This is a genomic window from Natronorubrum daqingense (assembly GCF_001971705.1).
Lineage (GTDB): Archaea > Halobacteriota > Halobacteria > Halobacteriales > Natrialbaceae > Natronorubrum > Natronorubrum daqingense.
Genome location: NZ_CP019327.1, coordinates 1252357 through 1278201 on the forward strand (window position 1 = coordinate 1252357; position 25845 = coordinate 1278201).

At 61.8% G+C, this 25845-nt stretch carries 25 protein-coding genes and 2 tRNA genes; 8 read left to right on the forward strand and 19 right to left on the reverse strand.

The genetic code is table 11. The annotated features are described in order from the left end of the window. Window positions 1-53: 53 nt before the first annotated feature. The 5 genes from cmk to BB347_RS06160 form a co-directional block, all read right to left on the reverse strand. Window positions 54-665, reverse strand: coding sequence for a (d)CMP kinase (cmk, locus tag BB347_RS06140; protein WP_076582025.1), 612 nt, complete (start codon window positions 663-665; stop codon window positions 54-56). A gap of 48 nt (window positions 666-713) precedes the next feature. Then, window positions 714-1184: a hypothetical protein gene (locus BB347_RS06145; RefSeq protein ID WP_170872010.1), complete on the reverse strand. Its 471-nt coding sequence runs from the start codon at window positions 1182-1184 to the stop codon at window positions 714-716. Between the two features lie 8 nt (window positions 1185-1192). Continuing rightward, window positions 1193-2803: a sodium/proline symporter gene (locus BB347_RS06150; protein WP_076582027.1), complete on the reverse strand. Its 1611-nt coding sequence runs from the start codon at window positions 2801-2803 to the stop codon at window positions 1193-1195. Further along, window positions 2800-3330, reverse strand: coding sequence for a hypothetical protein (locus BB347_RS06155; protein ID WP_076582028.1), 531 nt, complete (start codon window positions 3328-3330; stop codon window positions 2800-2802). The genes BB347_RS06150 and BB347_RS06155 overlap by 4 nt, the downstream gene beginning before the upstream one ends. A gap of 284 nt (window positions 3331-3614) precedes the next feature. Next, entirely contained in the window at window positions 3615-4094 is a 480-nt protein-coding gene (locus BB347_RS06160) for a cupin domain-containing protein (protein WP_076582030.1), read from the reverse strand. A gap of 114 nt (window positions 4095-4208) precedes the next feature. On the opposite strand from BB347_RS06160, the gene BB347_RS06165 reads away from it, so the two are divergent. Further along, window positions 4209-4745, forward strand: a complete 537-nt coding sequence (locus BB347_RS06165) for a twin-arginine translocation signal domain-containing protein (protein ID WP_076582032.1) — start codon at window positions 4209-4211, stop codon at window positions 4743-4745. A 79-nt stretch (window positions 4746-4824) separates the two neighbouring features. Here BB347_RS06165 and BB347_RS06170 read toward each other — a convergent pair whose 3' ends face one another. Continuing rightward, a complete protein-coding gene (locus BB347_RS06170) occupies window positions 4825-6588 on the reverse strand; it encodes a YcaO-like family protein (protein WP_076582033.1) in 1764 nt (587 codons plus the stop codon). A 163-nt stretch (window positions 6589-6751) separates the two neighbouring features. On the opposite strand from BB347_RS06170, the gene BB347_RS06175 reads away from it, so the two are divergent. Further along, the gene (locus BB347_RS06175) at window positions 6752-6961 is read left to right on the forward strand and encodes a hypothetical protein (protein WP_076582035.1); all 210 of its coding nucleotides are present in this window, start codon (window positions 6752-6754) and stop codon (window positions 6959-6961) included. Between the two features lie 78 nt (window positions 6962-7039). On the opposite strand, the gene BB347_RS06180 is transcribed toward BB347_RS06175, so the two are convergent. From BB347_RS06180 to BB347_RS19250, 3 genes are all read right to left on the reverse strand, one after another. After that, the gene (locus tag BB347_RS06180) at window positions 7040-7474 is read right to left on the reverse strand and encodes an RNA-binding protein (protein WP_076582037.1); all 435 of its coding nucleotides are present in this window, start codon (window positions 7472-7474) and stop codon (window positions 7040-7042) included. A 53-nt stretch (window positions 7475-7527) separates the two neighbouring features. Further along, entirely contained in the window at window positions 7528-7746 is a 219-nt protein-coding gene (locus tag BB347_RS06185; RefSeq protein WP_076582495.1) for a DUF1918 domain-containing protein, read from the reverse strand. Window positions 7747-7890: 144 nt separating this feature from the next. Next, window positions 7891-8067, reverse strand: coding sequence for a hypothetical protein (locus BB347_RS19250; protein ID WP_168170933.1), 177 nt, complete (start codon window positions 8065-8067; stop codon window positions 7891-7893). Between the two features lie 712 nt (window positions 8068-8779). Here BB347_RS19250 and BB347_RS06190 point away from each other — a divergent pair. Further along, window positions 8780-9820 (forward strand): phospholipase D-like domain-containing protein, encoded by a 1041-nt coding sequence (locus BB347_RS06190; protein WP_168170934.1) that lies wholly within the window; start codon window positions 8780-8782, stop codon window positions 9818-9820. A gap of 526 nt (window positions 9821-10346) precedes the next feature. Here BB347_RS06190 and BB347_RS06195 read toward each other — a convergent pair. Beyond that, window positions 10347-10499 (reverse strand) — tRNA-Met (locus BB347_RS06195). A gap of 103 nt (window positions 10500-10602) precedes the next feature. Between BB347_RS06195 and BB347_RS06200 the strand changes: the two genes are divergently transcribed. Then, window positions 10603-11958 carry a DUF7115 domain-containing protein gene (locus BB347_RS06200; protein WP_076582040.1) on the forward strand — a complete coding sequence of 452 codons (1356 nt, stop codon included), beginning with the start codon at window positions 10603-10605 and terminating at the stop codon, window positions 11956-11958. A gap of 76 nt (window positions 11959-12034) precedes the next feature. Here the strand turns inward: BB347_RS06200 and BB347_RS06205 are convergent, their stop codons facing one another. Further along, window positions 12035-12433, reverse strand: a complete 399-nt coding sequence (locus BB347_RS06205) for a DUF5830 family protein (RefSeq protein ID WP_076582496.1) — start codon at window positions 12431-12433, stop codon at window positions 12035-12037. Between the two features lie 136 nt (window positions 12434-12569). Here BB347_RS06205 and BB347_RS06210 point away from each other — a divergent pair, with 136 nt between their 5' ends. After that, on the forward strand, window positions 12570-13376 hold the full coding sequence (locus BB347_RS06210) for a TVP38/TMEM64 family protein (protein ID WP_076582042.1): 807 nt from the start codon (window positions 12570-12572) through the stop codon (window positions 13374-13376). A 423-nt stretch (window positions 13377-13799) separates the two neighbouring features. Here BB347_RS06210 and BB347_RS19880 read toward each other — a convergent pair whose 3' ends face one another. Next, a complete protein-coding gene (locus BB347_RS19880) occupies window positions 13800-13976 on the reverse strand; it encodes an HVO_2523 family zinc finger protein (RefSeq protein ID WP_157524985.1) in 177 nt (58 codons plus the stop codon). A 111-nt stretch (window positions 13977-14087) separates the two neighbouring features. Beyond that, window positions 14088-17207: an adenosylcobalamin-dependent ribonucleoside-diphosphate reductase gene (locus tag BB347_RS06220; protein WP_076582045.1), complete on the reverse strand. Its 3120-nt coding sequence runs from the start codon at window positions 17205-17207 to the stop codon at window positions 14088-14090. 459 nt (window positions 17208-17666) lie between these two features. On the opposite strand from BB347_RS06220, the gene BB347_RS19255 reads away from it, so the two are divergent. Beyond that, window positions 17667-17834 carry a hypothetical protein gene (locus BB347_RS19255; RefSeq protein WP_168170935.1) on the forward strand — a complete coding sequence of 56 codons (168 nt, stop codon included), beginning with the start codon at window positions 17667-17669 and terminating at the stop codon, window positions 17832-17834. Between the two features lie 91 nt (window positions 17835-17925). On the opposite strand, the gene trpG is transcribed toward BB347_RS19255, so the two are convergent. Genes trpG through trpD form a run of 4 tightly spaced genes read right to left on the reverse strand, consistent with a single transcriptional unit; the run spans window position 17926 to window position 21976 of the window. Beyond that, window positions 17926-18579 (reverse strand): anthranilate synthase component II, encoded by a 654-nt coding sequence (gene trpG / locus BB347_RS06225; RefSeq protein WP_076582047.1) that lies wholly within the window; start codon window positions 18577-18579, stop codon window positions 17926-17928. Next, window positions 18576-20303 (reverse strand): anthranilate synthase component I, encoded by a 1728-nt coding sequence (gene trpE / locus BB347_RS06230; RefSeq protein WP_083687753.1) that lies wholly within the window; start codon window positions 20301-20303, stop codon window positions 18576-18578. The genes trpG and trpE overlap by 4 nt, the downstream gene beginning before the upstream one ends. 9 nt (window positions 20304-20312) lie before the next feature. Next, a complete protein-coding gene (locus BB347_RS06235; RefSeq protein WP_076582048.1) occupies window positions 20313-20963 on the reverse strand; it encodes a phosphoribosylanthranilate isomerase in 651 nt (216 codons plus the stop codon). Then, window positions 20960-21976: an anthranilate phosphoribosyltransferase gene (trpD, locus tag BB347_RS06240; protein ID WP_076582050.1), complete on the reverse strand. Its 1017-nt coding sequence runs from the start codon at window positions 21974-21976 to the stop codon at window positions 20960-20962. The genes BB347_RS06235 and trpD overlap by 4 nt, the downstream gene beginning before the upstream one ends. Window positions 21977-22156: 180 nt before the next feature. Here trpD and BB347_RS06245 point away from each other — a divergent pair. Further along, a tRNA-Val gene (locus tag BB347_RS06245) sits at window positions 22157-22231 on the forward strand. A 236-nt stretch (window positions 22232-22467) separates the two neighbouring features. Here BB347_RS06245 and BB347_RS06250 read toward each other — a convergent pair. After that, window positions 22468-23913 (reverse strand): MATE family efflux transporter, encoded by a 1446-nt coding sequence (locus BB347_RS06250; protein ID WP_076582052.1) that lies wholly within the window; start codon window positions 23911-23913, stop codon window positions 22468-22470. 161 nt (window positions 23914-24074) lie between these two features. On the opposite strand from BB347_RS06250, the gene BB347_RS06255 reads away from it, so the two are divergent. Continuing rightward, on the forward strand, window positions 24075-24983 hold the full coding sequence (locus tag BB347_RS06255) for an AEC family transporter (protein WP_076582053.1): 909 nt from the start codon (window positions 24075-24077) through the stop codon (window positions 24981-24983). Window positions 24984-25009: 26 nt separating this feature from the next. On the opposite strand, the gene BB347_RS06260 is transcribed toward BB347_RS06255, so the two are convergent. Continuing rightward, the gene (locus BB347_RS06260; protein ID WP_076582055.1) at window positions 25010-25792 is read right to left on the reverse strand and encodes a hypothetical protein; all 783 of its coding nucleotides are present in this window, start codon (window positions 25790-25792) and stop codon (window positions 25010-25012) included. Between the last annotated feature and the right edge of the window lie 53 nt (window positions 25793-25845).

Genomic DNA, 25845 nt, shown 5'->3' on the forward strand with positions numbered 1-25845 from the left:
CGTGCTATCTGTCGACAAACGCCAAGAAAAGACTGCCGCCGCCAACCGAGCCGTCAGGGATCGACATCCGGCGTCGAAAATGCCCCTTCGTCGGCATCCGGGTCGTACGCTTCGATTGCCGTCCGGACGAGTTCGAAGACGCCGCGTTTGCTCCAGCGCGCCGTGTTGATATTGAGGTCGTAGAGTTCGCGGTCGTCGATATCGATCTCGTAGTACGACTGATACCGACCGGCTTCGCTGACCTCGCGTACCCGCATCTCGGCTTCGGTTTCGACGCGGTCGGCGATTCGCTCGAGTCGAATGTCCTCTGGTGCGTCGAGCCAGATGCGGAGATCGGCGCGTTCGCCGGCGAGCCAGCCTGCGAGGCGGGACTCGAGGATGAAGGGTTTGTTCGCCATGCCCCACTTTTCGGCGATCTGTTGGAGGCGCTGATCGATCGCACGGTCGATGTCCGCGGAGGTGTCGGCTTGGGCCGTCAACTGGTTGAGGTTCAGCTCCCGATCGTCTGCGAGTTCGCGGAAGATATCGCCGCCGGAGACGTACGGACAGCCCATCGCGTCCGCGAGACGCTTACAGAGCGTCGTCGCGCCACACCCCGGCGGCCCGGAGACCGTGATGAAGAGTGTCGTCTCGATCTCGTCCGAGGTGGATGTATCCGTGGCCATACGTGCCCGGTCATCGCTCAGCGTGAAAAACCGTCTGGCCGAGGCGCGTCAGCGAAGCGACCACCGGTGGTCGTCGAGATCGATCGTAACGTCCTCGAGTCGCGGATCGTCCGTGAGGCCGGCGACGATGTCTCGCTGTGGCTCTGCGTCGCTGGTGCTGACGAGCGTCAGATTCCCATCGTAGCCGGTCGGATCGTCGTCGGATTCCGTCCACTCGAGGTCGAGACGGGCGCGGCGAAATCGGGTCCCTTCGACGTGACGGATCGACTCGAGGGCCTCGAGTGACACCGAGAAGTTCTGCTCGGCGAGTGATTCGAGGTCCTCGAGCGGAGTTTCCGCGACGGTGGCGCGGTCACGTTCGCCCATGTCCGCACGCAGGAGCATCGAGCGATACGACTGACCGACGTAACAACAGACGAGTCGTTCGTCGGTTACCACGAGTTCCCAGAACTCGATGGAGTTCGGGCGCTGGCGAAGCCATCTCGTGAATCTGGCGATCGGTTCGTCGGTTGTGGTCATCAGCATCGTCATCGTTCGAAGAGTGCGTGAAGGTCGTCCGGAAGCTGTCGTTCGGGCTCCGTGAACTGCTGTGCGAGGATCGAGACGAAGATGAAGACGGGCATCGCGACGAGCAACGAGATTGCTTCGGCCGGGACCTCCGGCGGGAACGGGTAGGTCGCCATGACTACGTTCTCGTTGAGCCACACGATGAACCCACCGCCGATGATGTCTGCCGCCTCCGGAATCACGTTGTAGACGACGTTAAACAGCATACCGACGACGAGCGCGGCGATCGCACCCCACTTCGAAGCCCCCTTCCAGTTGAGCCCCAACACGACGATCGGGACGAACGCGGCCGCGAAGAAGCCCCAGCTAATCGCGCCGAGAATGCCAACCAGCGCGTCGGAGAAGTAGACGACGACCGTCGAGAGGACCGTCAGCCCAGCCAACGCCACCTGTGTAACTCTGAGTTCGGTCTTGCTGTCGGTGATCGGTCGACCGAGTGACCGTGGAATGTCACGGGAGATAGCCGCCGCGCCGATGTTGAGGAACGAGTCGCTCGTCGACATGATCGCCGCGAGCAATGCGGCGAGGATCAGTCCGGCGACGACGCTCGGCGTGTACTCGAGGACGAAGACGGGGCCGACTTCACTGGCGCTAAAGAACGTATCGACCTCGCCGGCTTCGACCATAGCTCGCATCGAGAGGCCCGCCGAAAAGGCGATCAGACTCGAGATCGCGTAGGAAATCGCGGCGATCGGGGCTCCCCACTTGAGGATCGTCATGTCTCGACTCATGTAGAACTTCGTGATAAGGTGGGGTTGTCCGGCCGCGCCGACAGAGAACAGGACCCACCACGCGATGGCGACGAGAACAGCGGTCTCCGCGCCGCCCATCGCGCCGAACGGCGAGACGAGCGCGGGATCCGTACTCGCGAGGTTCTGCGAGATGTTCTCCATGCCACCGCCGAAGGAGAGTGCGTACGCGAAGACGAATCCGGCACCGACGATCATCGTGATCGCCTGCAGGAAGTCGGTCCAGACGCCGGCGATCATCCCGCCGAGCATGCTGTAGAGTAACAGGATGACGGCTCCGCCGAGGAGCCCCCAGATAACTGGAATGCCGAAAATCGCTCGCATCACGAACTGGAGTGCGGCCAGATTGACGGCGAGGTAGGCGACCACGCCGAGGGCAACGGCGACGCCGCTCAGCCCGCGAACCCACTCGCTCTCGTAGCGAACGTACATCGCGTCTGGGAGCGTCAACACGTTTCGAATGTCCGCGAGCAATCGCATTCGTTTCCCGAGTACGATCCACGTGACCAGGAAGCCAAGCGGCGCGGTGAAGAAGATCCACAGCGCCGTCGTCCCGAACTCGTAGACCAGTTCGGGGCCGCCGACGAAGCCGAACCCGGACTGAATCACCGAAAACGCGGTCAACGCGAGCACCCACGTGCCGATGCTCTTGCCCGTGATCAGGAAGTCTTTCGTCGAGTCCGTCTGCATCCACCCCCAGACGCCAATCGCGAGAACGATGAGCAGGTACGCTGCCCCGAACGCGATGATGACGGGGTCGTCAGCGATGGGGATGCCCTCCTCCTGCAACGGCAATGGTGTGAGCGCGAGTGGTGACTTCATTTGCTCTCACCTCCATCAGCCACGCCGGTGCCATCGACCACTTCACTCTCGCCGTCCGCGTCGCTCGCCTGTCGTGGCTGCTTGGGTGCCAGCGGAAACGACTCCTCGCGCTGTCTCGCTCGAGCGGACTCGAGGATGTCGTCGACGATCTCGTCGCTCGCGATTCGATCGAAGATCAGCGAGTAGTAGATTGCGGCGGTCAGCGGTAACAACCAGATGAACCCGAAGTAGATCAGCGTTGGTACCGGCACGCCGAGGACGTAATTGTACTCCGTGACGGAGGGATCCCACGTCAGCCAGATCCCACCGAGTCCGAGGAAGAAGAAGACCGCGAGGCCCGCGATCAACCCCGTGTAGGGTGCAAACGCCGGATCGCTGTCGCTTCGTTCGATCGTCGCGGAGGCGATCACCGCGAGGATGATCAACGCACCGACGATCGAGAACGCTCGATACCACCCGAAACTCGCCGTTGCGAGCGCGATCAGTGATAATGCACCGATCGCACCCATCGTCGTATTTCGTGCCATAGTGTGTGCTTTCCCGCATCGATCGTGTGTCATCGCCCGCTGAACCGTCCCTGTCGTCCCCATCCTGACGGTCACCTCGAGGCCGGTGACGGCTGTTGAGACGGAGTGGCAGCGGGCGTTGAGTCGCGATCGCTGTGGCCCAATACCACGGTAGTATTTACCACGAACTATACTCCCGAGAATGTACTTGTTAACATGTCAATAGCCTGCGCGTGAGCGTCCCCGTCTCCAGGTCGAACGCACGGGCCATATCAAACCGACTCGAGAAGAGACACGTCGGTGATTCAGTTGGCCGTGAACGCGTTGTCACAGCCCGTACAATGCATCTCGAACGCTCCCGCGTCCGTTAAATTCACGCCGTGAGGGACGGTTTCGTCACACGCTCTGCAGTACACCATGGATTCGATTTCGTCCCAGTCGTGTTTCGCACCCGGTGCACCGAAGGCGAATCCGACGACCGTCTCGTCACCGTCGTTGTAGCCGTGCTGGAACTCGCCCGGTCCAAAACGGATCACTTCGCCGGCCCCGACAGGGACGTCGCCGTCTTCCGTCTCGAACGTCGCCTCACCGTCCTCGACGTAGAACACCTCCTCTTGATCGTAGTGGGTGTGGTACCCACCGGAGAACGATTCGTTTGGCTCGAGTTCGAAGTAGTTCATCGCGAAGTCGCTGAACTCGAGGGCCTGTGAAATCGGTCGTCGAATCGAGTGGACATCCATCGGATTCGGTTGAGTGTCGACCTCGTCAATCGCAACTTTCTCCATACAAGTGTGTGTCAGTTCGACACGACATAAATACACACGGTTGCGAAAGCCACGCTATCGGCGGCTGGCTCCCAAACAGTAACGCCTACGGTCGTCGGTTCCCGACAATAGCGTGTGAACCGCCGTACGTTACTCCAGTCCGCCGGCGTCGCCGCCACCGTCGGGCTCGCAGGTTGTGTCGACGGCGTCCGCGAGCACTTCGGGTTACAGGGAATCGTCCCGATCGAAATTCACAGCGAGGCCGAGGAGAGCCGAAGCATCGTGCTGGAGGCTCGAGAGCGAGAGACCGGCCGTGAGAGCTACGAACAGAGCATCACCGTCGGTCCGAACGAAACCGTCGGCCCGCCGAATCTCAATCGAAACGAACAGAGCCTACGCATCGCCGAAATCCACGACGACGAGGAAGGCGAGGTCCTCGAGGCGTCGATCACGGAAGACTCCCAACTCGTCGTCATCGAAATCACCGACGACGAGATGACGGTCGAAGTCGACGAAGGCGACGATGCCGAAAACCACACTGTCGAAGACGACTCGAGTGGGGTGGACGATTCGGCCGAAGACGACGATGCAGGCGACGACGACGCCGACGACCCTGCAAGCGGGGATTCAGACGACGCCGAGAACACCGACGAAGACGACGCTGACGACTAACCAATCCCGAACGACGTATCCGAAAAATCGGGCCCGTGAGGGAGTTCGTGCGCTTGTATTCTGGCGGTGACGTCCCAAATTACGGATACGGATGATACGCTCGCTCGAGTCGCGACTCGAAGCCCAGATCCGCCGGAACGGTCTCCGCGCGTTCACCGAAGAACGGGTCACCGGTAAACAGCGGCTGTGCACCCGGCACGACGACGCGAACGGCCTCGAAGCCACTCTGAGAGACGTCTCGCGTCGTCACTCGCGTCGCATACGGCGTGAGTCCGACATCGGTCGTTCGCGAGACGAGTTCCTCGAGGGCGTCACGGCCCGACGGCGGCGAGTCAGGACCGACGCTGTCGGCGGGAATCGTCCGATCGACGTCGACGAACGACTGGACTACCTCGGGAAGCGCCGCGTACGCTCCGATCGATCCGGAGGCGTCGTCGGCGTCTTCGGGACCGAGTCCGCGCAGTTCCATCCAGTTTTGCAGCGCCTCCTCGAGCGCCGAGCGTGCAGCAGCGGTTGCGTCGAGTCCTGCGGCAGAACCGACCGCGAACGCGGGCCACAGGTCGCCCTGGGGATCGACCGGTGTCTCGAGGGCGTCCGGATCGCGGTGGACGGCGACGGCGACGACGGGGACGTCGATATCCTGCGTGACGAGCAACGGCGTGACGGACAACCCCTCACTTCGTGCGCGACGCTCGAGGACGTCGTACGTCTCGTCGTCGACGGCCAGTCCTAACGGTTCGAACGTCGAGTACCACCCGAGCATGGTCGCGTCGCGTTCGATGACCTCCGTGAGCCCCGACAGCAGGGCGTCGACGGTCGACGAGCCGAGTCCCAGTCCCGTGGTGATCGGCGGAAAGAGTCGCTCTCCGGGCTGTGGGAAGTGAACGGCGCTCGCGTGTACGTGCGCGTTCGCTCCCGTCTCGAGGTTCTCGCCGGGAACCCACCGCGAGTCCGCACTCGCGTCGAACGCCGGCGCGTCGTCCGGGCGAACGAGGTCGGTCGGCGAGACGACATCCTTGAGGTCGTCTTCGCTCGCGTGGACGAAATCTTCCTCTCGATAGACGCCGGCACAGTACCGCTCGAGGCCCTCGCCGACGGCTTTCATCAGGGCCTCGTTCCAGTCGTCGGCGACCCCGGCCGCCTGCGATGGCGCGCTCGCGTCGCTGAAGTGAGACGTCTCTGCCGCCGTGGCGAGGTAGTACGGCGCGGGAAACGACGACACTTCGCCGATGCTCTTGATGATCCCGACCCGGCCGTCGATAGCCGCTTCCGCGTGTTCGACGGCCACGTCGAGTGCCAACGAGTCGTCGTCGCGCTCGAGCGTCCGATTCCGTTCTGCCCGCTGGCATCCACACCCCGGAACTGGCAGGAATCGACGCCGACTGTAGGGGAGTTCGACGACGTGGCCGATCACCGATTGCTCCTCGCCTGAGAGCACGCGAACGCACTCCCGTCCCGCGTGCGCACCCGCCAGCCGTGCGGCGCTCCGATCGCCGCTCGCTCGTTCGCTGACGGCGTCCTCCTCGAGGTTCGCGGCGACGCGGTGGCGGAGACAGTCGAAACAGCCGGTTGCGGACGTAAAGCCGGACACGGCCGCATCGAGGCCCTCGAGTGGGTGTCCGCCGATGCCGCCGATTTCGACGGCGATCCACGGCGTCCCGCCCGCTTTGGCTGCATCGCTCGCGTGGCCAAACGTCGCTGCGCCGGCGACGTCGCTGACGATACCAAACCGCGCGTCCTCGAGATCATCGGGTTCGGCGTCGACGACGCTGACGTCGACGTCACCGAGTGCAGCGACGACGGCTGACCGAACCGGATCGTCACCGACGATATGTATATCCATACGTACACGCTCACAGGCCGGCATCAAAAGCGCCGCGCTCGCCCACTACTGACTGGGGATCGATCGCCGTCTCTGTTCACTCACAGAGCCGTCGTCATCCGGTGGAACCCGACGGCTGCAAGCATCGAGCGTTTTCCGTTCGTCTCCGTTGACTCGAACCGTCATGGCTTCGACTCAGACGCAATCCGACCGACTGAATCGACTGAAAAATGCGAGCGTCATCACGACGGCGATCGACGCCACCGTCGAGATCGCGAAGGGACGACGGAAAACCGGACTGTTGTTACTCGGTGCGGCCGCACTCTCCTCGAGAGTTCCGGGCGTTGGGACGGCGGCCTCGGTACTCTTGCGGATCTACCGTCGGCTCCGGTAGTCCGCATCCGAGACGGTCGTCTCCGTAATAACCGTAAAAACCTCGCCGAAATCGCTATCGGCCGGTTCGAGACAGCGACTATTCGTCTCGAAGCCGCTCGAGTACTTCTTCAGCGTTCTCGACGGCCTGTGCTTTCTTCGCGGGGTAGGCTTCCACCTTGGCGCGGACGGTGATGCCATCGCCCAGACGGACGTCCCCTTCGAACGCGGCCTGCTTGTCGAGTCGCAAGAACAGTTCCGTGTTATCGGTGACCCGCTCGTCGAGTTCGTCGATCAGCGTCTCGAAGGACTCGAGGTCGGCTAATCTCGAGAGGGCGTGTCGGACCTCGTCCGCTCGCTCGAGACGAGTCGAGAGGACGAGAATGCGGTCGCCGTAGTGGCCCTCGCTCTCTGCACGCTGGATTTCGAACTCTTCGGGGAGGAACGTTCGGAGTGCCTCCTCGACGCGTTTCTCGTCCTCAGTGGCGTAACAGAACGTGCGAATATCGACGTAATGAAGCGGGATCTGTGGCATCTGATCTTCGTAAGTTGTGTGGATTCTGCGTCTCTCGAGACGCCAGTAGTCGGTTATTCGTCGTCGACGTCTTCGGCGTCGTCGACGTCCGCTTCGTCAGCTTCCTCGAGGGCGTCTTCTGGAACGCCGGTTTCCTGACCGTCTTCGAAGCTGATCGTGTACGTGACGTCACCGAACATCGACTCCATCGTCTGGGTGATGGTGCCGGTCTCTCCGTCGAACTCGCTGTGCTCGTCGTGCAGGACGACGCGGTCGTCTTCGTCGAAGCTCATGGCCCTGAATTCCCCGCCATCGCGTAAAAAGGGACTGATTCGACTGTCCCTGATCCGGTGTTCGTCCGATTCGACGTTCACAGGCTGGGTGGGACGAACTGACGCCTGGCTCTCCGGGGGGTGACTCGAGTCTCCTGCAGCGAGTTACTGCATGCTATCGAGGGCGACGGCAGTATCGGACATGAGCCACGCGTCGTCACTGGAGGCGTCTTCGATGCTGAGCGCGTAAAACGACTCGCGTCCATCGTCGACGGTGATACGGTAGCTGTGACTCTCTAACGGTTCGGGCTGGACGGGGACGTTCGATTCGGCGGGGGCCACATACGTCTTCAGGAATCTGCGTGTATAACGCACTCGGTCTCGAGGTGCTCTCCTCGACGATGAAAGTTCCCGGAATCTGTGGACGTTTTAGCCGTTCAGTGGGCGTATTCCGATTCACCGAACGTCATCGATCTCCCTCCGACGACGTCGCTTGGACGGACCGATTCGCGTCTCGAGGGTGACTGAGTCTCTGCCACCTTCTTTCGATACGACTCGAGTCGAGAAACAGAATAAGTTCGTTCGACTATCATGTTTCGCGGAGGTGGTCACGATGGGCAGTCGGGTTCGAATCAACTAGAGGGGACCCAGCGAACGAATGGGCTCTTTCAGTGGGATAATCTCGATCACCTCGATGTTGCGTTCACTCTCTTCCCAGGCTCGTACTGACAAGCGCATATGGTAACGTGCCACCGTCGCCGTTCGCCTGATTGCACCTCGTTTCGACCTGTATCGAAAGCCTACCGATCCGTGTCGGGGGCAGTTGCAAACGCCTACTAATGGGTGATAATACCAAGCATACGAACTCGTGAACGCGACCAGACGATCCGTTCTCACGGTGCTCGGTTCGGTCGGAATGATGGGTTCTCTCACACTCGGATCTAACCAGCACTTGGAGGCGTCGAGGGACGACCGATCCGCTCCAATCGAGCCGATCTTTAGTTATCCAACAGTCGGTGCATCCGACGACGTACACGAGCGGACGGTACGCGACTTGCTCATACGGGCTGTTCCGGGAACTGCGGTCCATCTCACCACGTTCACGTTTACGCGTCCTCCGCTGGCAAGGGCATGTATCGCTGCTGCAGACCGCGGCGTCGACATCCATCTTCTACTCGACGACAACTCCGTCGGCGCTGATGCGACTCAGTTGTTACGCAAGCAACTGGGCGACCGAGTGTCGATCACCGAAGACGGAGCGATCGGGCACAACAATAACCACAACAAGTTCCTCCTGGTAGAGCGACTGACGACGGGGGAGTCGAACGTCGTCTGGCAGTCCACATCGAACTTCACGAGAAAGCAGTTGTACCGTCACAATACGTCGGTGGTGTTTCGAGAGGACGACACGCTGTACGACATCTACCGACATTACTGGAACGAACTGGCCGCTGGAAACACCGACCTCGACTACAATCGAATTGAAGAAACCGATTCGGCGACCGTCTACTTTTCGCCGCGATCAGACATCGACACCCACCTCGAAGCACTCAGAAACGTCGTCCCGGGGCCGGACACGACCATACGGTTCATGAACTCGATCTGGAACACGAATCGTCTCGCAGTTGTCAACCGTCTCGCTGAACTCATCGAACAGGAGTGTCGCGTCGAGGTAATCCTCAACGAATCGGAGAGTACCGTCGGCCCGAACCTGCGAGGCGCAGGCGCAGCGGTACTCGAATATCCGGATATCTCCCTGTCGGACGGAACGGGGTCCGAAATCCCACCCAACGTCCACTCGAAGAACATGCTGATCGACGCGGATTTTGACATCGGGAGGGGAAAGACCGAACGGAGAAAGCTCGTCTTTACGGGGTCCCAGAATCTGAGCGGACCGGGGTTATCCGACAACGACGAGACCTTCCTGCAAATCGAAGACGACGACGTGTACTGTACGTTTCTCGCCGACTGGAAACTCGTTCACGAGCAGGGAACCCGCCTGTCTAACAGAGGGGCCGCGTCACTCACTCGACCCAGACCGGAGCACGTCCTCGAGTCCGTCGAGTGCGCATCGTCGACATCCCGGCGTCTCTAACTGGGTGCTCGAGGACCGTGACCACCTTCACGAGTGTGGGGGAGTTCCCCGCCGAGTATCAACGCCGCCGGGGACACCCGCGAACCGTGAGCCGTTGTGCGAGCGAGGCTACTCGTGTGAAAGAGCGGGTTTCAACAGAGCCAACGCTGCCTCCCCTTTCGAAAATACTCCGTACCAATTGAATCACGAACGGGCGTCGAGTCCTTTTGAGCGCGTCTGGGGAGGGCTCCGAACCGCCGGAAGAGCTTCGCTCTTCCGTGCCCCCGATCGTTCGCTACGCTCACTCTCGAGGACCTACGGGTTCGGCGCCTCGTTCGGGCACTGACTTTCAGACTCGTCACTCCCTTCGTTCGTGACATCGTGTAAAAAGCCAGTGCCGGGGAGGGCTCCGAACCTACGAGAGAGCAAAGCGCTCTCGAGCCTTCGCTCGTTCGTTTCACTCACTCACGAAGGCCACCGGGTTCTCCGCCTCCCCGGGCATTTTTGGACTCGTCACTCCCTTCGTTCGTGACTCGTCGTCGAAAAATGCCCGGGGAGGGCTCCGAACCCTCGATCTCCGCATGTCCCAGGTTCGAGGCTCGGCAGTCCTCTGGTGGGACACGGAGGCTTCCAAGGCGAAACCGCACCGAATCTCTGAACCCTATGAGTGCGGCGCTATGTCCAGCTAAGCCACCCGGGCTCACTAATCGGTAGTGCGGTGTGTTTCTTTAACCTTCTTATTCGGCCTGAGCGTGCAACGTTGACCCACGGATTTATCACACGCCCTTTCTAACTACCCGCGCATGAGCGTTCCCGGCATCGTCCAATCTACTCTCGACGGCGAGGAAATCGCCGCTCGAGTCTCCCTCGGCGGCGAAGACGAACTGTTTGTCACTCCCTCGAAAACCCTCGTCTATAGCTCCGAAGGCCTCTTGAGCGACGAATCGACGACCGAGTACTCCCACGACGCAGACCGACTCACACTCGCTGAAGGTCGCCGAAAGACGAAATTCTCCCTCGAGTATCCCCTCGAGGGGACGAAAGAGTTCACCATCCCGACGGGAAAAACTGGGGCGGTCTTGCACCCAGTGCTGGCCGGTGTGTTGAACGGAAACGGCATCACCGACGCCGGTGAAACGGTCGTACAGACCTATCGGTTCAGCGAACTCACGTTGATCATCACGAGCAATCGACTCGTCAAGCACATCGGCGGCGCAGTGTGGGACGACGACTACGAAGAGTACCACTTTAGTGACGTGACGAACCTGTCGTTCGAAGACGGCAGCGTTGCGACGCAGATCGTCCTCACCGTCGGCGGCCGCCCACAGCGGATCAAAGCACCCAACGAGAAGGCGAACGACCTTCGCGAACGCCTCCAGCGAGCGCTCTTTGCCTATCACGATGTCGGCTCGCTCGAGGAACTCAACGAGCGGTTGGGCGACGACGAGGCCGAGCAGGACCGACAGTCCTCGTCGGTCGACTTCGGCGAGAGCGTCGAACCCCTCGGTGCGAACCCGCCCGAACCGGACGAACACGAGACGGCCAAGAGCACCGCTGCACGGGCCCACGAGCTAGACCAGTCGAACGATCGGTCTCCAAGCGAAGCCGCCGATGCGAGTGCGGGGACAGATCAGGGAGAACACGCACAGCAGACCCAGCAGGTTCGTGAGTCTACACAACAAGGCCAACAGCCATCGACCGAGCCAGATTCGCCAGCAGCGAACGCGGCCGAAACGGAGAGCCAACAGCAAGACCCACCGCGCCACCGCCAGCGACCAGACGCCGACGAAGCGGAGTCGACGGCCGACGTATCGAGTGACTCGCCGCCCGTCGACGAGCGCGCCAGGGCTGTCGACTCCGACACGACGAACACCGACTCAGCGGCGACTGAACAGCGAGCAGCCTCGCTCGAGGAATCGACGTCGCTCCTCGGCTCTGCGGACACGGACGACACCAATTCCTCGAGTGAAACGACCGCTACCGGTACTGACACCGGGACCGAAACCGGGACCGGAACTGGAACCGACGACCCGACGACCGCCGAATTGCTCGAGCGCGTCGAGTCACTCGAGGATGCGGTCGCTCGACAGAACACGCTTCTCGAACGCCAACAGCAGACGATCGAACAGCTCATTTCCGAACTTCGTGCGAGCCGATAACGGTGATATTGCGGTTTTTAGCGCGATGCGAGTGACCCTGCAGTGCTATCCAGTCGACCGTCTCCTCAGGAGCGGATCAATCGTCTCGTCCCGTCACTTTTCGAATGCACGAGGAGCCAAACGGCCCGATCTCCCCCGCGTCGAGTGAGATGAAATAGCCCGTCGTCACGCCGGAGCCACACCGTTTGCACGAGAAGTCTCCCTCCTTCGTAATGACGTCCTGTTCGTATCGGACGTACTGGCGGCTCTTCGGGCGGATGATACCGTCTTCGCGCTCGATGATTCCCCGGAGTTCCGCTTCGTCGAGGATGGTTCGCGTGACGGCAGGGTCGGTCGTCACCGTCTCGATCCGGTCGATCACGGTGGGCAACTCGAGTGACTCGTGCTCGAGTCGCTGGAGCAGCGCCAATCCGAGTGACACGCGGTCGTCCTCGGCGTCGACGGAAGCGACGGGGTCGCGTTCGTCTCGATCCATCGGTGGCAATCGGTCTGTGATGTCGTGTCCGCGCGAATAAACGTTGTGTCGTCGCTCGTGTCCCGCGTTGGTGATCGATTCGTCGAAGATAAGACGAGTCACAAAGGATTCAATACTCGGCTGACAACGTCGATCGATGACCGGGTCGTCGGTAGCCGCTCGCGCGCTCGTCGGTGCGATCAGCATCATCGCGATCGTTACCGCAGGTGTACTCGCTTCACCGACATCGATGCTCGAGTCTGCCGATTCGGTGTCAACCGATCCCGTGGTGTTCGGTCTCCTCGTGATCGGACTCTACCTCGTCCGACCGCTGTTCGTCTTGCCGACGACACCCCTCGCAATCGTCGTTGGCTACGGGTACGGCATCTCGGTCGGGGTTCCAGTCGCACTGGTCGGCGTCGCGATCACCGTGACGCCGGTGTTCTTCGGTGCACGCTGGCTGGCTGGCACTGAAAGCGATCCGTCAGCCGGCGGTTCGACACCCGACCGACCGTCGACCGACCACTCGAGCGACGACGCAGGAACGACCGTTCCGAGCGGTCCGATTGCGACGGTCTTCTCCGAATTCCGCGACCGTGTGCTGGTGCGCTCGAGGTCGGTCGTCTCCCGATATTACGAAACGGCGGGACCAATTCGGGGTGTCGTCGCGTCGCGACTCGTCCCGATACCGTCCGACATCTCGACGTGTGCTGCAGCGGTGAGCGGGGTCAAATACCACCAGTTCGTTCTGGGGACGCTTGTCGGTGAACTCCCGTGGACGGTCGCTGCGGTCGTCGTGGGAGCGTCGGCGGCGACGATCACGACCGCCGGTCTCGGAGAGCTCAGTCTCACGCTCACCGTCGCCTGTGTTCTCGCTGCGGCGGTACTTCTCGCCGGGCCGATCTATCGACTCGTCCAGACACGACTTCGGACTCGACCTGCCGGAAAGCCGACGGATCGGTAGCATAGTGGGTTCAGGCCGTCCTCCACGCGGCCGGTGTTACATCGTCCCGTCGTCAATCAGCAACCCGCAGAGGACCGTGAACGCACATTTAACAAGAATTATGTAGATTAAAATAAATTGTGTAATACTCCCGTCTATGTATGGCGTAGTTATCGTCGCGTTCATCGTGACAGCGATGATTCAGGCACTCCTAGCCATTCTCGTTCACATTGATGCAAAGCGATTGGGAGTCGAACGGCCAATGATGTGGGAATTTGGTGTAGTGACACCCGCTGCTGGATTTCTCGTCGCTGCGTACTATTTCTCTCAGCGACGTGAACTCGCGACGACCTCAAACTAGGTACACCTCTCTAGCGGTCGATTCTCTGTTGATCGCAAGCGGTCAATCTACTCAGCTCAGTTCTGAACGACCAAATCACTCTCTCAATACCAGAACGTATCAGCACAGTCGAACACGACGCCGTGTTGAGGACAGACGTACTTGCAGTGGCGCTTGAACAGTTCGCTCTCACAGCGAGGACATCTCGGCCCACCGCTCGAGTTACTCCCCACCGCTGGCTCGTCCGCTCTCGTTTCGTTTCCATCTTCGCCAGCGACCATGTTACTGCGATTGGATTGTCGCGGCTAAGTTCTGGTGGTTACACGCAGGAGTCAGGTTCTCCGTCGAAATCAAAAATAACTGCGATTACTACTAACCGCTGCTATCGCTCCTCAACACTCGCTCCAGCCACAGGACTCACAGGTCTTGCAGCCTTCGGAGAAGTACAGCGTGAGCGCGCCACAGGAGGGACACTCCGGCGATTCACCGGCGTCGATGAGGTCCTGGGTGGCGTCGTCCGCGTCGGATCCACCCGTCGCGGCGGCAGCGCCGCCGTCGGTTTGTGGGCCGTCGAATTCGGCTTCGACCCCTGCGTCAGCCGCATCCTCGAGCGTCTGCTGGGTCGGGTACGGCTTGTCGATCTCGTTCTCGAGGTAGCGTCGCATCGCGGTGCCGATGGCGTCGGGGATCGACTGAATCTGCTCGCCTTTGTCCCAGGCGACTTTCGGGCTTCGCGTGCCACAGAGTTCGTCGACGATCTCCTCGGGGTCGACGCCCGAGCGCAGCGAGGTCGAGATGACCTTCGCGAGCGCCTCGGTGAAGGAGTTCGTGAACCCACCCGAGTGGCCGATGTTTGCGAACAGTTCGAACGGCTGGCCGGTCTCGGGATCTTCGTTGATCGTCACGTAGACCTTGCCGTAACCGGTGTCGATGCGCTGGCTGACGCCCTGGAGCGCGTCTGGTCGCTCGCGTTTCTCGGTGAAATCGACCTGCACGGACTCCTGGCTGTCGCCGAGGAGTTCGTCGATGTCCTCCTCGAGGACATCCTGGACGTCCTCGCTCTCGAGGAAGGCCTCGAGACCGCCGAAAATTTCGCCGATCTGGTCGACGAGCGCCTCGGCCGCTTCGGTCTCGTCGGCGAAGTCGGCGTTGTCCGCGCGCGTAGTGAGCACCTGTTTGGAACGGGTGCCGTCGCGGTAGTAGGTGACGCCCTTGCCGCCGTTCTCGTAGACCCACTCGAAGACCTCTTTTGCGTCCTCGAGCGTGGAGTCGTTCGGTGCGTTGACCGTCTTCGAGATGGCGGAGTCGACGCCATTCTGTGAGGCACACTGGACGGCGGCGTGTTGTTTCGCCGAGAGGTCACTCGTGATGACGAACAGCTCACCGATGGCGTCGGGAACCGTGGAGAGCCCTTCGACGCCGTCGAACTGGTTCGTCGCCATCTGTTCTTGAGCTTCTTCCTTGACGGCGTCGACGTCGATGTCGTTCGCCTCGAGGGTGCGCAGGAAGTAATCGTCGAACTCGACTAACATCTCGTCGCCTTGCACGTCGTCGGTGACGTTCTTGTAGTAGGCGACGTTGTAAATCGGTTCGCAGCCACCCGTGGTGTTGCCGACCATCGAGGTGGTGCCCGTCGGCGCGATGGTGGTCACGTTGTGGTTGCGAATCGGGAAACCGCCGTCCCAGTCGTCTGCACGCTCGCCGGTCTGGTGTTCGAACCACTCGCGATACGCGGTCGGGTCGGCGTACTTGGAGTCGTTCCAGTCGGCGAAGGAGCCGCGTTCGATCGCGAGTTGGTGACTCGTCGCCTTCGCGCCGTGGTTGATGTGCGTCATCAGCTGGCGGGCGACCTCGTTGCCCTCCTCGCTGCCGTACTTGATGCCAAGCTGAATGTACAGCTGAGCGAGGCCCATGACGCCGAGACCGATCTTTCGCATGTCACGTACCTTCTCCTCGATCTCCTCGACCGGGAAGTCGGACATCGTGACGACGTTCTCGAGGAATCGCGTGCCGTACTTGATGCGCTCGTTGAACTCCGAAACATCGATGGCCTCCTCGAGGAAGGCGTCGACCGCGTCGGCCTGTGAGTCGTACTCGTCTGCGTGCTCTTCGGACCAGACGCGCCAGTCGGGGGCGTCCGTCGCTGCGAGCGTCGAGAGGTTAATGTGGCCGAGGTTGCAGGCTTCGTGTTCCTCGAGTGGCTGCTCGCCACACGGATTCGTCGCGAGAATGCGGTGATCCGGCTCTTCCTCGACGTCGAAGGAGTGTTGCTTGTTCACTCGCTCGAGGTAGATGACGCCGGGTTCGCCGTTTTCGTGCGCGCCTTCGACGATGCGCTCGAAGATGAGTTCGGCGGGAATCGACAGCGGTTCGCCGACCTCGACGTGTTCGGCGAGGTCGTAGCGGCCGTACATCTCCTTCGTCTCCTCGGTCGCGATGTGGGGCTCTTCCGTTCGCGGGTTCGTGAAGGTGAATTCCTCGCCGTTCTGGACGGCTTCCATGAACGCGTCCGTGACGCCGACGGAGATGTTGAAGTTAGAGAGATGACCTTCGACGGCGTTGCGCAGGTGTTTCGGAACGCGACCGTCCTCGTCGATGAGGTCGCGAGCTTCCTCGAGTGCTTCGGAGAACGTGGTGTAGGTGTAGTCGTCGGGGTCGTTGAGTCGCAGCGTGTGTGCCAGCGAGACGTCCTTGTTCTTGGCGTGGATGAACTCGATGACGTCGGGGTGTGAGACGCGCATGATGCCCATCTGGGCGCCGCGGCGGGTGCCTCCCTGAGCGATGGTCTCACAGAGCTGGTCGTACGTGCGCATGAACGTGATCGGACCCGACGCGATACCGCCCGTCGATCCGACCGAATCACCGTACGGTCGCAGTTGCCAGAACCCGTATCCGACGCCGCCGCCGGACTGGAAGACCTCCGCGGCCTTCTTCGCGGTCTCGTGGATGTCCGAGAGATCGTCGTCGGGGCTCATGACGAAACACGCCGAGAGTTGCTGGAGTTCGTCACCAGCGTTCATCAGCGTCGGCGAGTTCGGCATGAACGACAGCGTTTCCATGCCTTCGGTGAACGTCTCGGCGACGTCCTCGACGTGCTCGCGGATATCCGATGGGAGCTCCGGAACGACCGTCTCGTAGGCGAACTTGTTGACGTTGCGCTCGGTCAGTGCGGTTTCGGCGTACTCGTCCGCCGAAATGCCCGCTCCAAAGACCTCCTCGGCGAGTTCGTCGCGACGCGGGTGGTCCGGTTTGAGCTGATCCGGCGTGACGATAATTTCGCTGTCTCGTTTTTCGGCCTCGTAGACGACCTCAGCGAGTGCGATGTTCTTCCCGACACGATCGAAGAGATCCTCCTGCGTCTCGACGAGTTCACCGTCCGCATCCTTTCGCAGGTAGCGTGCGGGAAGGATGTTCTGGTAGGCGTTGTCGGTCATTCGCTCCTCGAGCGTGTCACCTTCAGTTCGCTTGATCGGGAGCGTGAGTTCTGCAGCTGAAAGTTCCGATTCACTCATGCGCGGGTCACCTCGCGGTAATCCCGCCGCAGGGTGGCGATTCTGTCGTGGGTCCGGGTCCTGAATTTCATTGTTCGTGACGAAGGTTCGGTAGTCATCGGTCCATCTTAAAACCGGGTGTTGTTGTCCTACGTTTCTTGTAGTAGGGCAATTTCAGTTGGATAGATTTCTCTGTACGCTATTCGAGTTGTGTCCGACCACGACCGCTGAAACGGGCGTGATCAGGGCTATGCGTAGCTACGGCGTCAACGGTCTTAACGATTTTCAGACCGGACTGAAAGTAGTGCTGAGGCCGACACTCCACACTGGTGGCTGATCAATTCGGCTCTGTCCCGTTCGCTACTGTGGGTTTTCCAACTGTCGCGTGCGGGACAGTGTCACCCTCCCGTCGACAGTCACAGCCGGATTTTTGTCACTATTTCCAGAAAGATTACGTCGGTGTAGCCGAGCAACGTGTATATGGTCGAACCACTAACGTCGTCGACCGTCCTGCTCGTGCTCGCCGGACTGGTCGCGTTGGCCGTTGCGATCGTCGCTATTCGTATCGCGATCAAACTGGCAATTCGAATCGGAATCGTCGCCGCGGTGATCCTCGCGGGCCTCTACACGGTCGGCTACCTCGGATAAGCACGCGCTTTCGATTCCACCCCCCAACACCGGTCGACTCGCCCACTACCACGGCATCGAGCACTCGACGGTCCGCGGATCTGCACTCGGACTACCGAAGCGACTCGAGGAAATTTTCGATGACGTCGTGACCCGCAGCCGTGAGCACGCTCTCCGGATGGAACTGGACGGCTTCGATCGGGTACTCGCGGTGTCGAACGCCCATTACGAGCGTCTCGCTACCGTGGTCGGCGGTCGCTGAAATTTCGAAGCACTCGGGTACCGCCGTCGCGACCAGCGAGTGATAGCGTCCGGCACGAAAGCCCAGTGGCAGGCCGGTAAAGACGCCCTCGCCGTCGTGTTCGACGGCAGAGGCCTTCCCGTGAATCGGTGCGGGTGCTCGCCCGACGGTACCGCCAAACTCGTAGACGGCAGCCTCGAGTCCGAGACAGACGCCGAGTGTCGGAATCTCGGGACTGAGTTCCCGAAGGACGCTCATCGTGACCCCGACGTCGCGGTCGTTCTTCGGGTGACCGGGACCCGGACTGATGATGATCGCGTCCGGATCGATGTTTCGAATGTCCTCGAGCGAGGCCGTGTTTTTCACTACCGCTGTCTCGGTGTCCGCTTGCTGGCTCACGTACTCGACGAGGTTGTAGGTAAAGGAGTCGTAGTTGTCGACGAATAGCACGGTCACCGCTTCGTCAGTAGCGTTCTCGTCAGCCGGCTTCGCCGACTCGCCTCGAGTGTTGGCGTGCTCGCTCATCTGCTCACCTCCGCGGTCTCGTGGCCGTCGCGCCTTCCGGAGGCACCACCATCATCATTCCCGTCATTCCCATCAGTATCATCAGCACCATCGCCGTCAGTACCAACACTATCGCTCGATCGTTCCTCGATGTTCTCGAGTGCGGCGAGCACGCCGCCCATCTTCTTCTCAGTCTCCACGTACTCGGCCTCGGGATCACTGTCGGCAACCAATCCTGCACCCGCACGGACGGTAATCCGGTCGCGATTCCCTTCGTCTTCGACGGTCGCCGTTCGGATCACGATCGCAAAGTCGGCGTCGCCACACCAGGAGTAGTAGCCGACGCCGCCGCCGTAGAGGCCTCGAGGTTCGGCCTCGAGGTCGTCGATAATCTCCATCGCACGGATCTTCGGCGCGCCGGAGAGCGTCCCCGCAGGGAACGACGCGCGGGTCGCGTCGAAGGCGTCAGCATTCCCAGCCAACTCGCCCGTGACGGTCGATTCGATGTGCTGGACGTGGCTGTACTTGAGGACGTTCATGAACTCGTCGACGCGAACCGAGCCGGCCTCGGCGACCCGTCGAACGTCGTTGCGAGCCAGGTCGACCAGCATGGTGTGCTCGGCGCGTTCTTTCTCGTCGGCCAGCATCTCGCCTGCGAGTCGGCGATCCTCGACGGGGCCGGTTCCCCGGTCGCAGGTCCCGGCGATGGGATTCGACATAATTTCGCGCCCGCGGACGGAGACCAACGTCTCCGGACTCGCGCCGACGACGGTCAGGTCGTCGTGCTCGAGTACGTACATGTACGGCGAGGGGTTTACGTCTCGCATCGCCTCGTAAAACCCGAGCGGATCGACGTCGCCGTAGAGCTCTCGCGTTCGGGAGACGACGCCCTGATAGATATCGCCGTCGAGGACGTGTTCTTTGGCTCGGTCGACGCTCTCCTCGTAGGCGTCTTTCGGACCAGCCACCTCGTCCGTCCGGGTGAAGCCACTCGTCTCCAACGTATCGGCGTCGCGTATCGTCTCTGCAACTCCCTTGGCTTCGGCGAGCACGTCGTCGTAGACGGCGTCCGGATCGTCGTCGGCCTCGAGAATCGGCGTACAGACCAACGAGACGGTCCCGTTTCGTTCGTCGAACGCGAGCGTCTTCGTCGTCAACACGAACTGGGCGTCCGGGAACCGCGAGTCGGGGCGCTCGAGGCCGACGTCCTCGAGCCAGAGATCGTAGACTGCGTCGTAGGCGAGAAAGCCGACGAGCCCGCCGGTGAGGTGCTGTCGGTCGTGCTCGGGTGCGTTCGCGAACCGAGCGTCCGGCAGTGCGGCGCGAAGGGCATCGACGGTGTCACCGTCGTCGGTCGTTTCGATGAGGTCCATCGGGGCGTCCGGAGACAACGCTTCGACAGCGGTTCCGTCCGATTCGACCGTGATGACGGCGTCCGGATCGTAGCCGACGTAGGAGTAGCGTGCGTGGCGATCAGCCTGTGCCGAACTCGGCCGAAACGCGCCGTCGGGATCGCTCGAGGCGGTCTTCTCCGCACTCTCGAGTAAGAACGCGTAGGGCGAGCGCTCGCGGTCGTTCGATGCCGTTCGACCGGTGAGGGCACCGTAGGCTGCGAGTGGCGTCGTGTCGACGTCGAGCGTCACGACGGTTCGGACGACGACCGGCCGTTCGGTGCCATCGCTCGCGTGTTCGCGAAACGTTTCGCGATCGATATCGGGTGTCGGTGAGGTGGGTGTATCTCTCATACTGGGAAATCACGGCTGTACTGGTCGACTCGCGTCTTTCGCTCGCTCGACGAACGATCTGACCGCGGTTGGGTCCTTGACGCCGCCAGTTTCTTCGACACCGCTCGCGACATCTACGGCAAACGGCTCGACCGTCGAAATCGCGTCCGGGACGTTCTCGGGCGTCAATCCGCCGGCGAGGATCACCGGTGACTCGAGGCCGTCGGTGGCTCTGCGGGTTCGGGCCCAATCGTGCGTGGTCCCGGTGCCGCCACCGCCGTCTTCGCCGGGCGTATCGACGAGCAAGCCGTCGACGACATCGTCGTACGTATGAGCCGTCTGGGCGTCGTCTGCGTCGACGGCGAGGAGAAGCTGAGAGTCGACTTTCGCGCGCACGTACGAAAGGTCACCCACGCCGATCGAGCCGTGGAATTGGAGCGCGTCCGGTTCGATGGCGTCGACCAGTTCGATCGCGTGGTTCGGACCCTTCGGCATCGTCACGAGGACAGTCGTGACGAACGGCGGCGCGGCATCGATGAGTTCGCTGGCCCGTACGCGGGAGACTTCTCGTGGCGTGTCGACGGGAACGTCACAGATGATGCCCACGGCGTCGGCTCCAGCCGCGATGGCCATCTCGAGGTCGTCCGTCGTCGTCAGTCCACAGATTTTGACGCGCGTCATTGCTGTACCCGCGTCGTCGCCCCCTCACAGAGTTGGGTGAGCTTCCGGGTTGCGCCCCCGGAGTCGATCGCGTCCCGGGCGACATCGACACCGGCCTCGAGCGAGTCGGCTTCGCCGGCGATGTAAATCGCCGCCCCCGCGTTCGCGAGGATGACGTCTCGCTTTGCGCCCGTCACATCCCCCTCGACGATTCCGCGCATGGCCGCCGCGTTTTCCTCGGGAGAGCCGCCCGAAATGGCTTCGATGTCGTAGGACTCGAGACCGAGGTCGGCTGGCTCGAGGGAGTACTGTTCGACGTCGGATCCATCGACCTCCGCGGCGATGGTTTCACCGTGAATCGCGATTTCATCGGTACCCGCGCCGTGGACGACAAGCGCCCGCTCGACGGCCATCCGAGAGAGGGCGTCAGCGAGAATCGGGACGAGGTCGGGATCGTAGACGCCGACGACCTGGGCGTCTGCTCCGGCGGGGTTGGTCAGCGGCCCGAGAACGTTGAAGATTGTTCGCATACCGAGTTCCCTTCGCGGGCCGATGACGGCTTTCATCGCGGGGTGGAACACCGGCGCGAGCATGAAGCCGATGCCGTCGCGTTCGATGGCGTCCTCGACAGCGGGCGGTTCGGCTTCGACCGAGACGCCGACCTCCTCGAGGACGTCCGCGCTTCCAGAGGAAGAAGAGACCGAGTAGTTACCGTGTTTGGCGACGGGGACGCCAGCGCCGGCGGTGACGATCGCGCTCGTCGTGGAGACGTTGATCGTATCGTAGTCGTCCCCACCCGTCCCGCACGTGTCGACCAGTGGCTCACGGTCAGGGGTAATCGTCCGGGCGGCCTCGCGCATCCCTTCTGCGAAGCCGGCGATTTCGGCTTCCGTTTCGCCTTTCGCCCGTAGTGCGGCCAGTAGCGCGCCGATCTGTGCCTCCGTTGCGTCTTCGAAGACGGACGTAGAGGCCGCTCGAGCGTCTGCTTGCGTCAGATTCTCGCCCTCCGTAACCCGCTCGACGTATTCCTGCATAGTGAACACCAATGTACGTAGTTGTCTTACAATGTCCAAATGAGTACATCAACTTAAGCATGTCGGAGGAATCGTGGGGGCGACTCGCGTACGGCTCCCGATTCGAAACCTTCAATTACGGTGGCGGGCAACGAACGAGTGCAGACAACGTGGCGATAGACGCCACGGAGGAAGCCAGGCGGGTTGGTGGTCTAGTCTGGTTATGACACCTCCTTGACATGGAGGAGGCCGGCAGTTCAAATCTGCCCCAACCCATTTCTGACGGAACAAAACTGACGAGCGAAGCGAGTCATCCGTTCCGTCAGAAATTGTTACGGGAGATTTGAACTAGACAAGTCGCAGCCCGGGAAGCGAACGAAGTGAGCGACCCGGAACGTCTTGGCGTCGTTCAAATCTGCCCCAACCCAGTTGTTTTTCACTGCCAACCGCTGGACTCGAGTCTCCCTGCTTTTGTTCTATAACCTCCACTTCGAGCGAGCCATCTCTACCGTTTAGTCGTCCGCGACGGCGGCGTCCGGGCGGTAGGTCTCGCTGATGGCTTTCCACTTGTCGGTGCGGAATCGCCAGTAGTTGATCGCGGCGGGGACGCTCGTTTCGGCGACGAACGCGAGGTAGAGTCCCCAGTAGCCGAGGCTCGTCGTTGCGCCGAGGTACGCGAGCGGGATCGAGACGAGGAACATTCCGACGAACTGGCTCGCGAAGGGCACTACCGTATCGCCACTAGCGTCGAGCGGGCCAGCGGCTGCACCGGCGACGCCCTGGAAGACCACCGCGACGCAAGCGGCGTAGACGAGTGTGACCGCGATCGGAATCTCGCCGCTCGTCGGATCGTCAGCGAAGAGGACGACGATCTGCTCGGCGAAGAGTGCGATGAGGATCGCGCTCACGATGTACGTCGCCACGGCGAAGCGGATGATGTCTCGGCCGTACGCTTTCGCCGTTCGCTCGTCGTTTTGTCCGAGGGCCTGGCCGACCAGACTCGAGGAGGCGAGACCGAAGCCCCAGCCGGGCGTGTTCATCAGCCCCCAGATGCGCCGAGCGATGACGAACGCGGCGACGGTATTCTCGCCGAATATACCGAGGACCCAGAGCATGGGGAACTCGGCGACCGTCCAGACGAGGTTTCGGCCGCCGACGGGGAGCCCGATTGTGACGATGTCGTGAATCGTGCCCGGATCGAAGTACGATCCCAGCGGGTCGACCTGGACGGGGAGTTCGCCGATGACTGGGAGCCACCCTGCGGTGATACCGACCGCGAACGTCGCCGTGACGACGACGTTCGCGAACACCGTCCCGAGCGCCGCCCCGACCACGCCCAAGTCGAGTCCGAAGATGAACACGGCGTTGAGTCCGATATTGATGACCGCGCCGGCAGCGCGGATCTGCATCGCGATGAAGGAGTCGTCCGCACCGACGAGGGTTCGGCTGCCGACTAGATTCAGGCCGGCGAAGGGAATTCCCAGGGCGACGACCTGCAGGTACGTCGCACCGTAGTCGATCGCCGCCTGATTGTCGGTGAGCACCGAGATGAACTGCTCCGGAAAGAGCCAGAACGTCGCCGAGACCGGAACGGAGAGTGCGATGACCAATACCGTACTCGAGCGAACCGCGAGTCCCAACTCGTCGTAGGCATCGGCACCGAATCGCTGGGAGACGAGGGCGATCGTTCCGCCGGCGACGCCGCCGCCGATCGCGAAGGCGAGCCCCCAGAACGGACTCGCGTAGCCGACGCCCGCAACGGCCGAGGTCCCGACGGCGACGCCAACCATCGCGACGTCCACGGCGCTCTTCGACATGCGCGCGATACCGGTGACGATTCGCGGCCACGCGAGAACGGTCGTCTCGACAGCGCGCTCACGGTCGATCAAGCCGAGACGGGCGAGTGCGAGTCCGATAGAGAGGATCGTAAGACGTAGTGGATTTGGAATCCGACTCACGGAGGTAGCTGTCTATTATCGAAGACGTTCAAAGGAGTTCGTTAGCCGGCAAGCCACGTGGCCGTTCTGGACCCTCTCTCCACGAATTTGAGCAGTGTCACCCCATCACACTACGACGAGTAACCGTGTACTAGAAGGAGCCGAGTCGACTCGAGACCGCTATGGAAGTGCTCGGCCGGTTGCTTGCGTTGCTCGTCGTCTTGGTGCTCGGCGCGGGACTGCGAGCGTCGGGATTCCTCGGTGCGAGCCGGACGAACCGATTGAACGCGGTTGCGTACTATCTCGCGTTGCCGGCGCTCATCTTCGTCTCGACGTACGATCAGGCGATCGGTCGGCTGCTCTCGATCGAACTGGTCGTGGGCTTACTCTCCGTACTGCTCGTCACGGTGGGTCTCGCGTGGATCGTCCATCGAAATCGCGACTCGAGGGGACGCCAGAGCGTCGCGATCGTGCAGTCGTATCACTCGAATCTGGGCTATCTCGGGCTCCCGCTGGTGGCGGCGACGTTCGACGCGGAGGTCACCGCAATTGCGAGCGTCGTCCTCGGCGTGATTACGCTGGTGCAACTCCCGCTGTCGCTGATCCTGTTGTCGACGCTCAACGGTGCGAGTGCGGCGATCGCCGACGAGTTGCGGGGGCTCGCGACGAATCCGGTGTTGCTCTCGTTGCTCGCCGGACTCTCCGTCGGGTCCCTCGGTGTGACGGTGCCTACGAACGCCGCGACCGGGCTGGACGTGCTCGGTTCGATTGCCCTCCCGCTGGCGTTGCTCTGTGTCGGGGCGTCGTTACAGATCGACCTCCCGGCCGTGGATTTCGGTGCAACGGGAGCCGTCGTCGGCCTCAAAATCGTCTGCATGCCCGCGCTCGCGTGGCTCGTCTTCTCGACGCTGTCCGTCGACGCGCCAACGCTGACGGCGACGGTCGTGATGTTCGCGACGCCCACTGCCGTCTCGACGTACGTCTTCGCCGCCGAACTCGGCGGGGACTCCGAGTTCGCGTCGCTGAACGTCTTCGCGACGACGCTCGTTTCGATGGTCACGCTGTTCGTAGTAATTTCGCTCGTACCCTGAGACATCTCGATCGCAAAAGCAGTCGGTTAGCTGCCGAAGAAGCGTTTGATCCGTCCGAGAAATCCGCCGGATTCGGACTTCTCGTCGTCGCTCGAGTCCGCGGTTTCGGGGTCGATCGAGCCCGCGAGTGGCCCGTCGTCGGCTGCCGTATCCGTACTCGCCGTCGGCGACGCACCGGACGTCGCTCGCGTCGCCTCGAGGTCGTCCATGGAGAGGTCGATCTCACCGACGTCGCGCGTCGACTCGCGCCCGTCACCGGCTTCTGCGGCGCGAACGTCGGAGCCGGTGACGTCACCGCGTTCGATTCGCGCCGCGAGGTCGTCGATCGAGGTGTCTTCGTTCACGCTCTCGACCGATCCCGTTTGGGACAGCGCGTCGGTTTCGTCGCTCGAATCGAAACTATCGTCTGCGTCAGTATTGTCGGCGTCGGTATCGTCGGCGTCGGCGTTGCTGGCACTGTCGCTTGCACCCTCGCTGGTACTGGTATCTCCGTCGCTGCCGGCTTCGTCGCTCACGTCGCTCGAGACGCCGGAATCGTCGACAGATGGTGGCTCGTCCGCCAGTTCATTTCCATCTGACGGCGTTTCGTCGGCTTCCCGTGTGCTGTCATCGACCGACGCTGTGGTGTCGTCTTCGCCAAGTGTGTCGTCGATATCGCTCGAGTCGGCCGGTTCGTCGGCTGGCTCGCCGAGAGAATCGAGAATATCGTCGACGCTTTGTTCGGAAACGACGCGCTGTGGGCCGCCGCCGGGGTCGTCCGCGCTACTCGAGGAGTTAGTGGGCGATTCCTGAGACTGGTCGTCGCTCATTATGGTGGTCTGTCTGTGCCGAGACCATAACCTTTCCCCAGCGCGGCTATCAG

Bases quoted from the DNA above. Each gene is read 5' to 3' on its own strand.
- BB347_RS06155 (WP_076582028.1), bottom strand. From the start codon at position 3,330: ATGGCACGAAATACGACGATGGGTGCGATCGGTGCATTATCACTGATC.
- BB347_RS06185 (WP_076582495.1), bottom strand. From the start codon at position 7,746: ATGAGCTTCGACGAAGACGACCGCGTCGTCCTGCACGACGAGCACAGC.
- BB347_RS06220 (WP_076582045.1), bottom strand. From the start codon at position 17,207: ATGAGTGAATCGGAACTTTCAGCTGCAGAACTCACGCTCCCGATCAAG.
- trpG (WP_076582047.1), bottom strand. From the start codon at position 18,579: ATGAGCGAGCACGCCAACACTCGAGGCGAGTCGGCGAAGCCGGCTGAC.
- BB347_RS06170 (WP_076582033.1), bottom strand. From the start codon at position 6,588: ATGGATATACATATCGTCGGTGACGATCCGGTTCGGTCAGCCGTCGTC.
- cmk (WP_076582025.1), bottom strand. From the start codon at position 665: ATGGCCACGGATACATCCACCTCGGACGAGATCGAGACGACACTCTTC.
- BB347_RS19255 (WP_168170935.1), top strand. From the start codon at position 17,667: ATGGTCGAACCACTAACGTCGTCGACCGTCCTGCTCGTGCTCGCCGGA.
- BB347_RS06150 (WP_076582027.1), bottom strand. From the start codon at position 2,803: ATGAAGTCACCACTCGCGCTCACACCATTGCCGTTGCAGGAGGAGGGC.
- BB347_RS06175 (WP_076582035.1), top strand. From the start codon at position 6,752: ATGGCTTCGACTCAGACGCAATCCGACCGACTGAATCGACTGAAAAAT.
- BB347_RS06160 (WP_076582030.1), bottom strand. From the start codon at position 4,094: ATGGAGAAAGTTGCGATTGACGAGGTCGACACTCAACCGAATCCGATG.
- BB347_RS06255 (WP_076582053.1), top strand. From the start codon at position 24,075: ATGGAAGTGCTCGGCCGGTTGCTTGCGTTGCTCGTCGTCTTGGTGCTC.
- BB347_RS06205 (WP_076582496.1), bottom strand. From the start codon at position 12,433: ATGGATCGAGACGAACGCGACCCCGTCGCTTCCGTCGACGCCGAGGAC.
- BB347_RS06210 (WP_076582042.1), top strand. From the start codon at position 12,570: ATGACCGGGTCGTCGGTAGCCGCTCGCGCGCTCGTCGGTGCGATCAGC.
- trpE (WP_083687753.1), bottom strand. From the start codon at position 20,303: ATGAGAGATACACCCACCTCACCGACACCCGATATCGATCGCGAAACG.
- BB347_RS06235 (WP_076582048.1), bottom strand. From the start codon at position 20,963: ATGACGCGCGTCAAAATCTGTGGACTGACGACGACGGACGACCTCGAG.
- BB347_RS19880 (WP_157524985.1), bottom strand. From the start codon at position 13,976: ATGGTCGCTGGCGAAGATGGAAACGAAACGAGAGCGGACGAGCCAGCG.
- BB347_RS06180 (WP_076582037.1), bottom strand. From the start codon at position 7,474: ATGCCACAGATCCCGCTTCATTACGTCGATATTCGCACGTTCTGTTAC.
- trpD (WP_076582050.1), bottom strand. From the start codon at position 21,976: ATGCAGGAATACGTCGAGCGGGTTACGGAGGGCGAGAATCTGACGCAA.
- BB347_RS06260 (WP_076582055.1), bottom strand. From the start codon at position 25,792: ATGAGCGACGACCAGTCTCAGGAATCGCCCACTAACTCCTCGAGTAGC.
- BB347_RS06145 (WP_170872010.1), bottom strand. From the start codon at position 1,184: ATGACCACAACCGACGAACCGATCGCCAGATTCACGAGATGGCTTCGC.
- BB347_RS06200 (WP_076582040.1), top strand. From the start codon at position 10,603: ATGAGCGTTCCCGGCATCGTCCAATCTACTCTCGACGGCGAGGAAATC.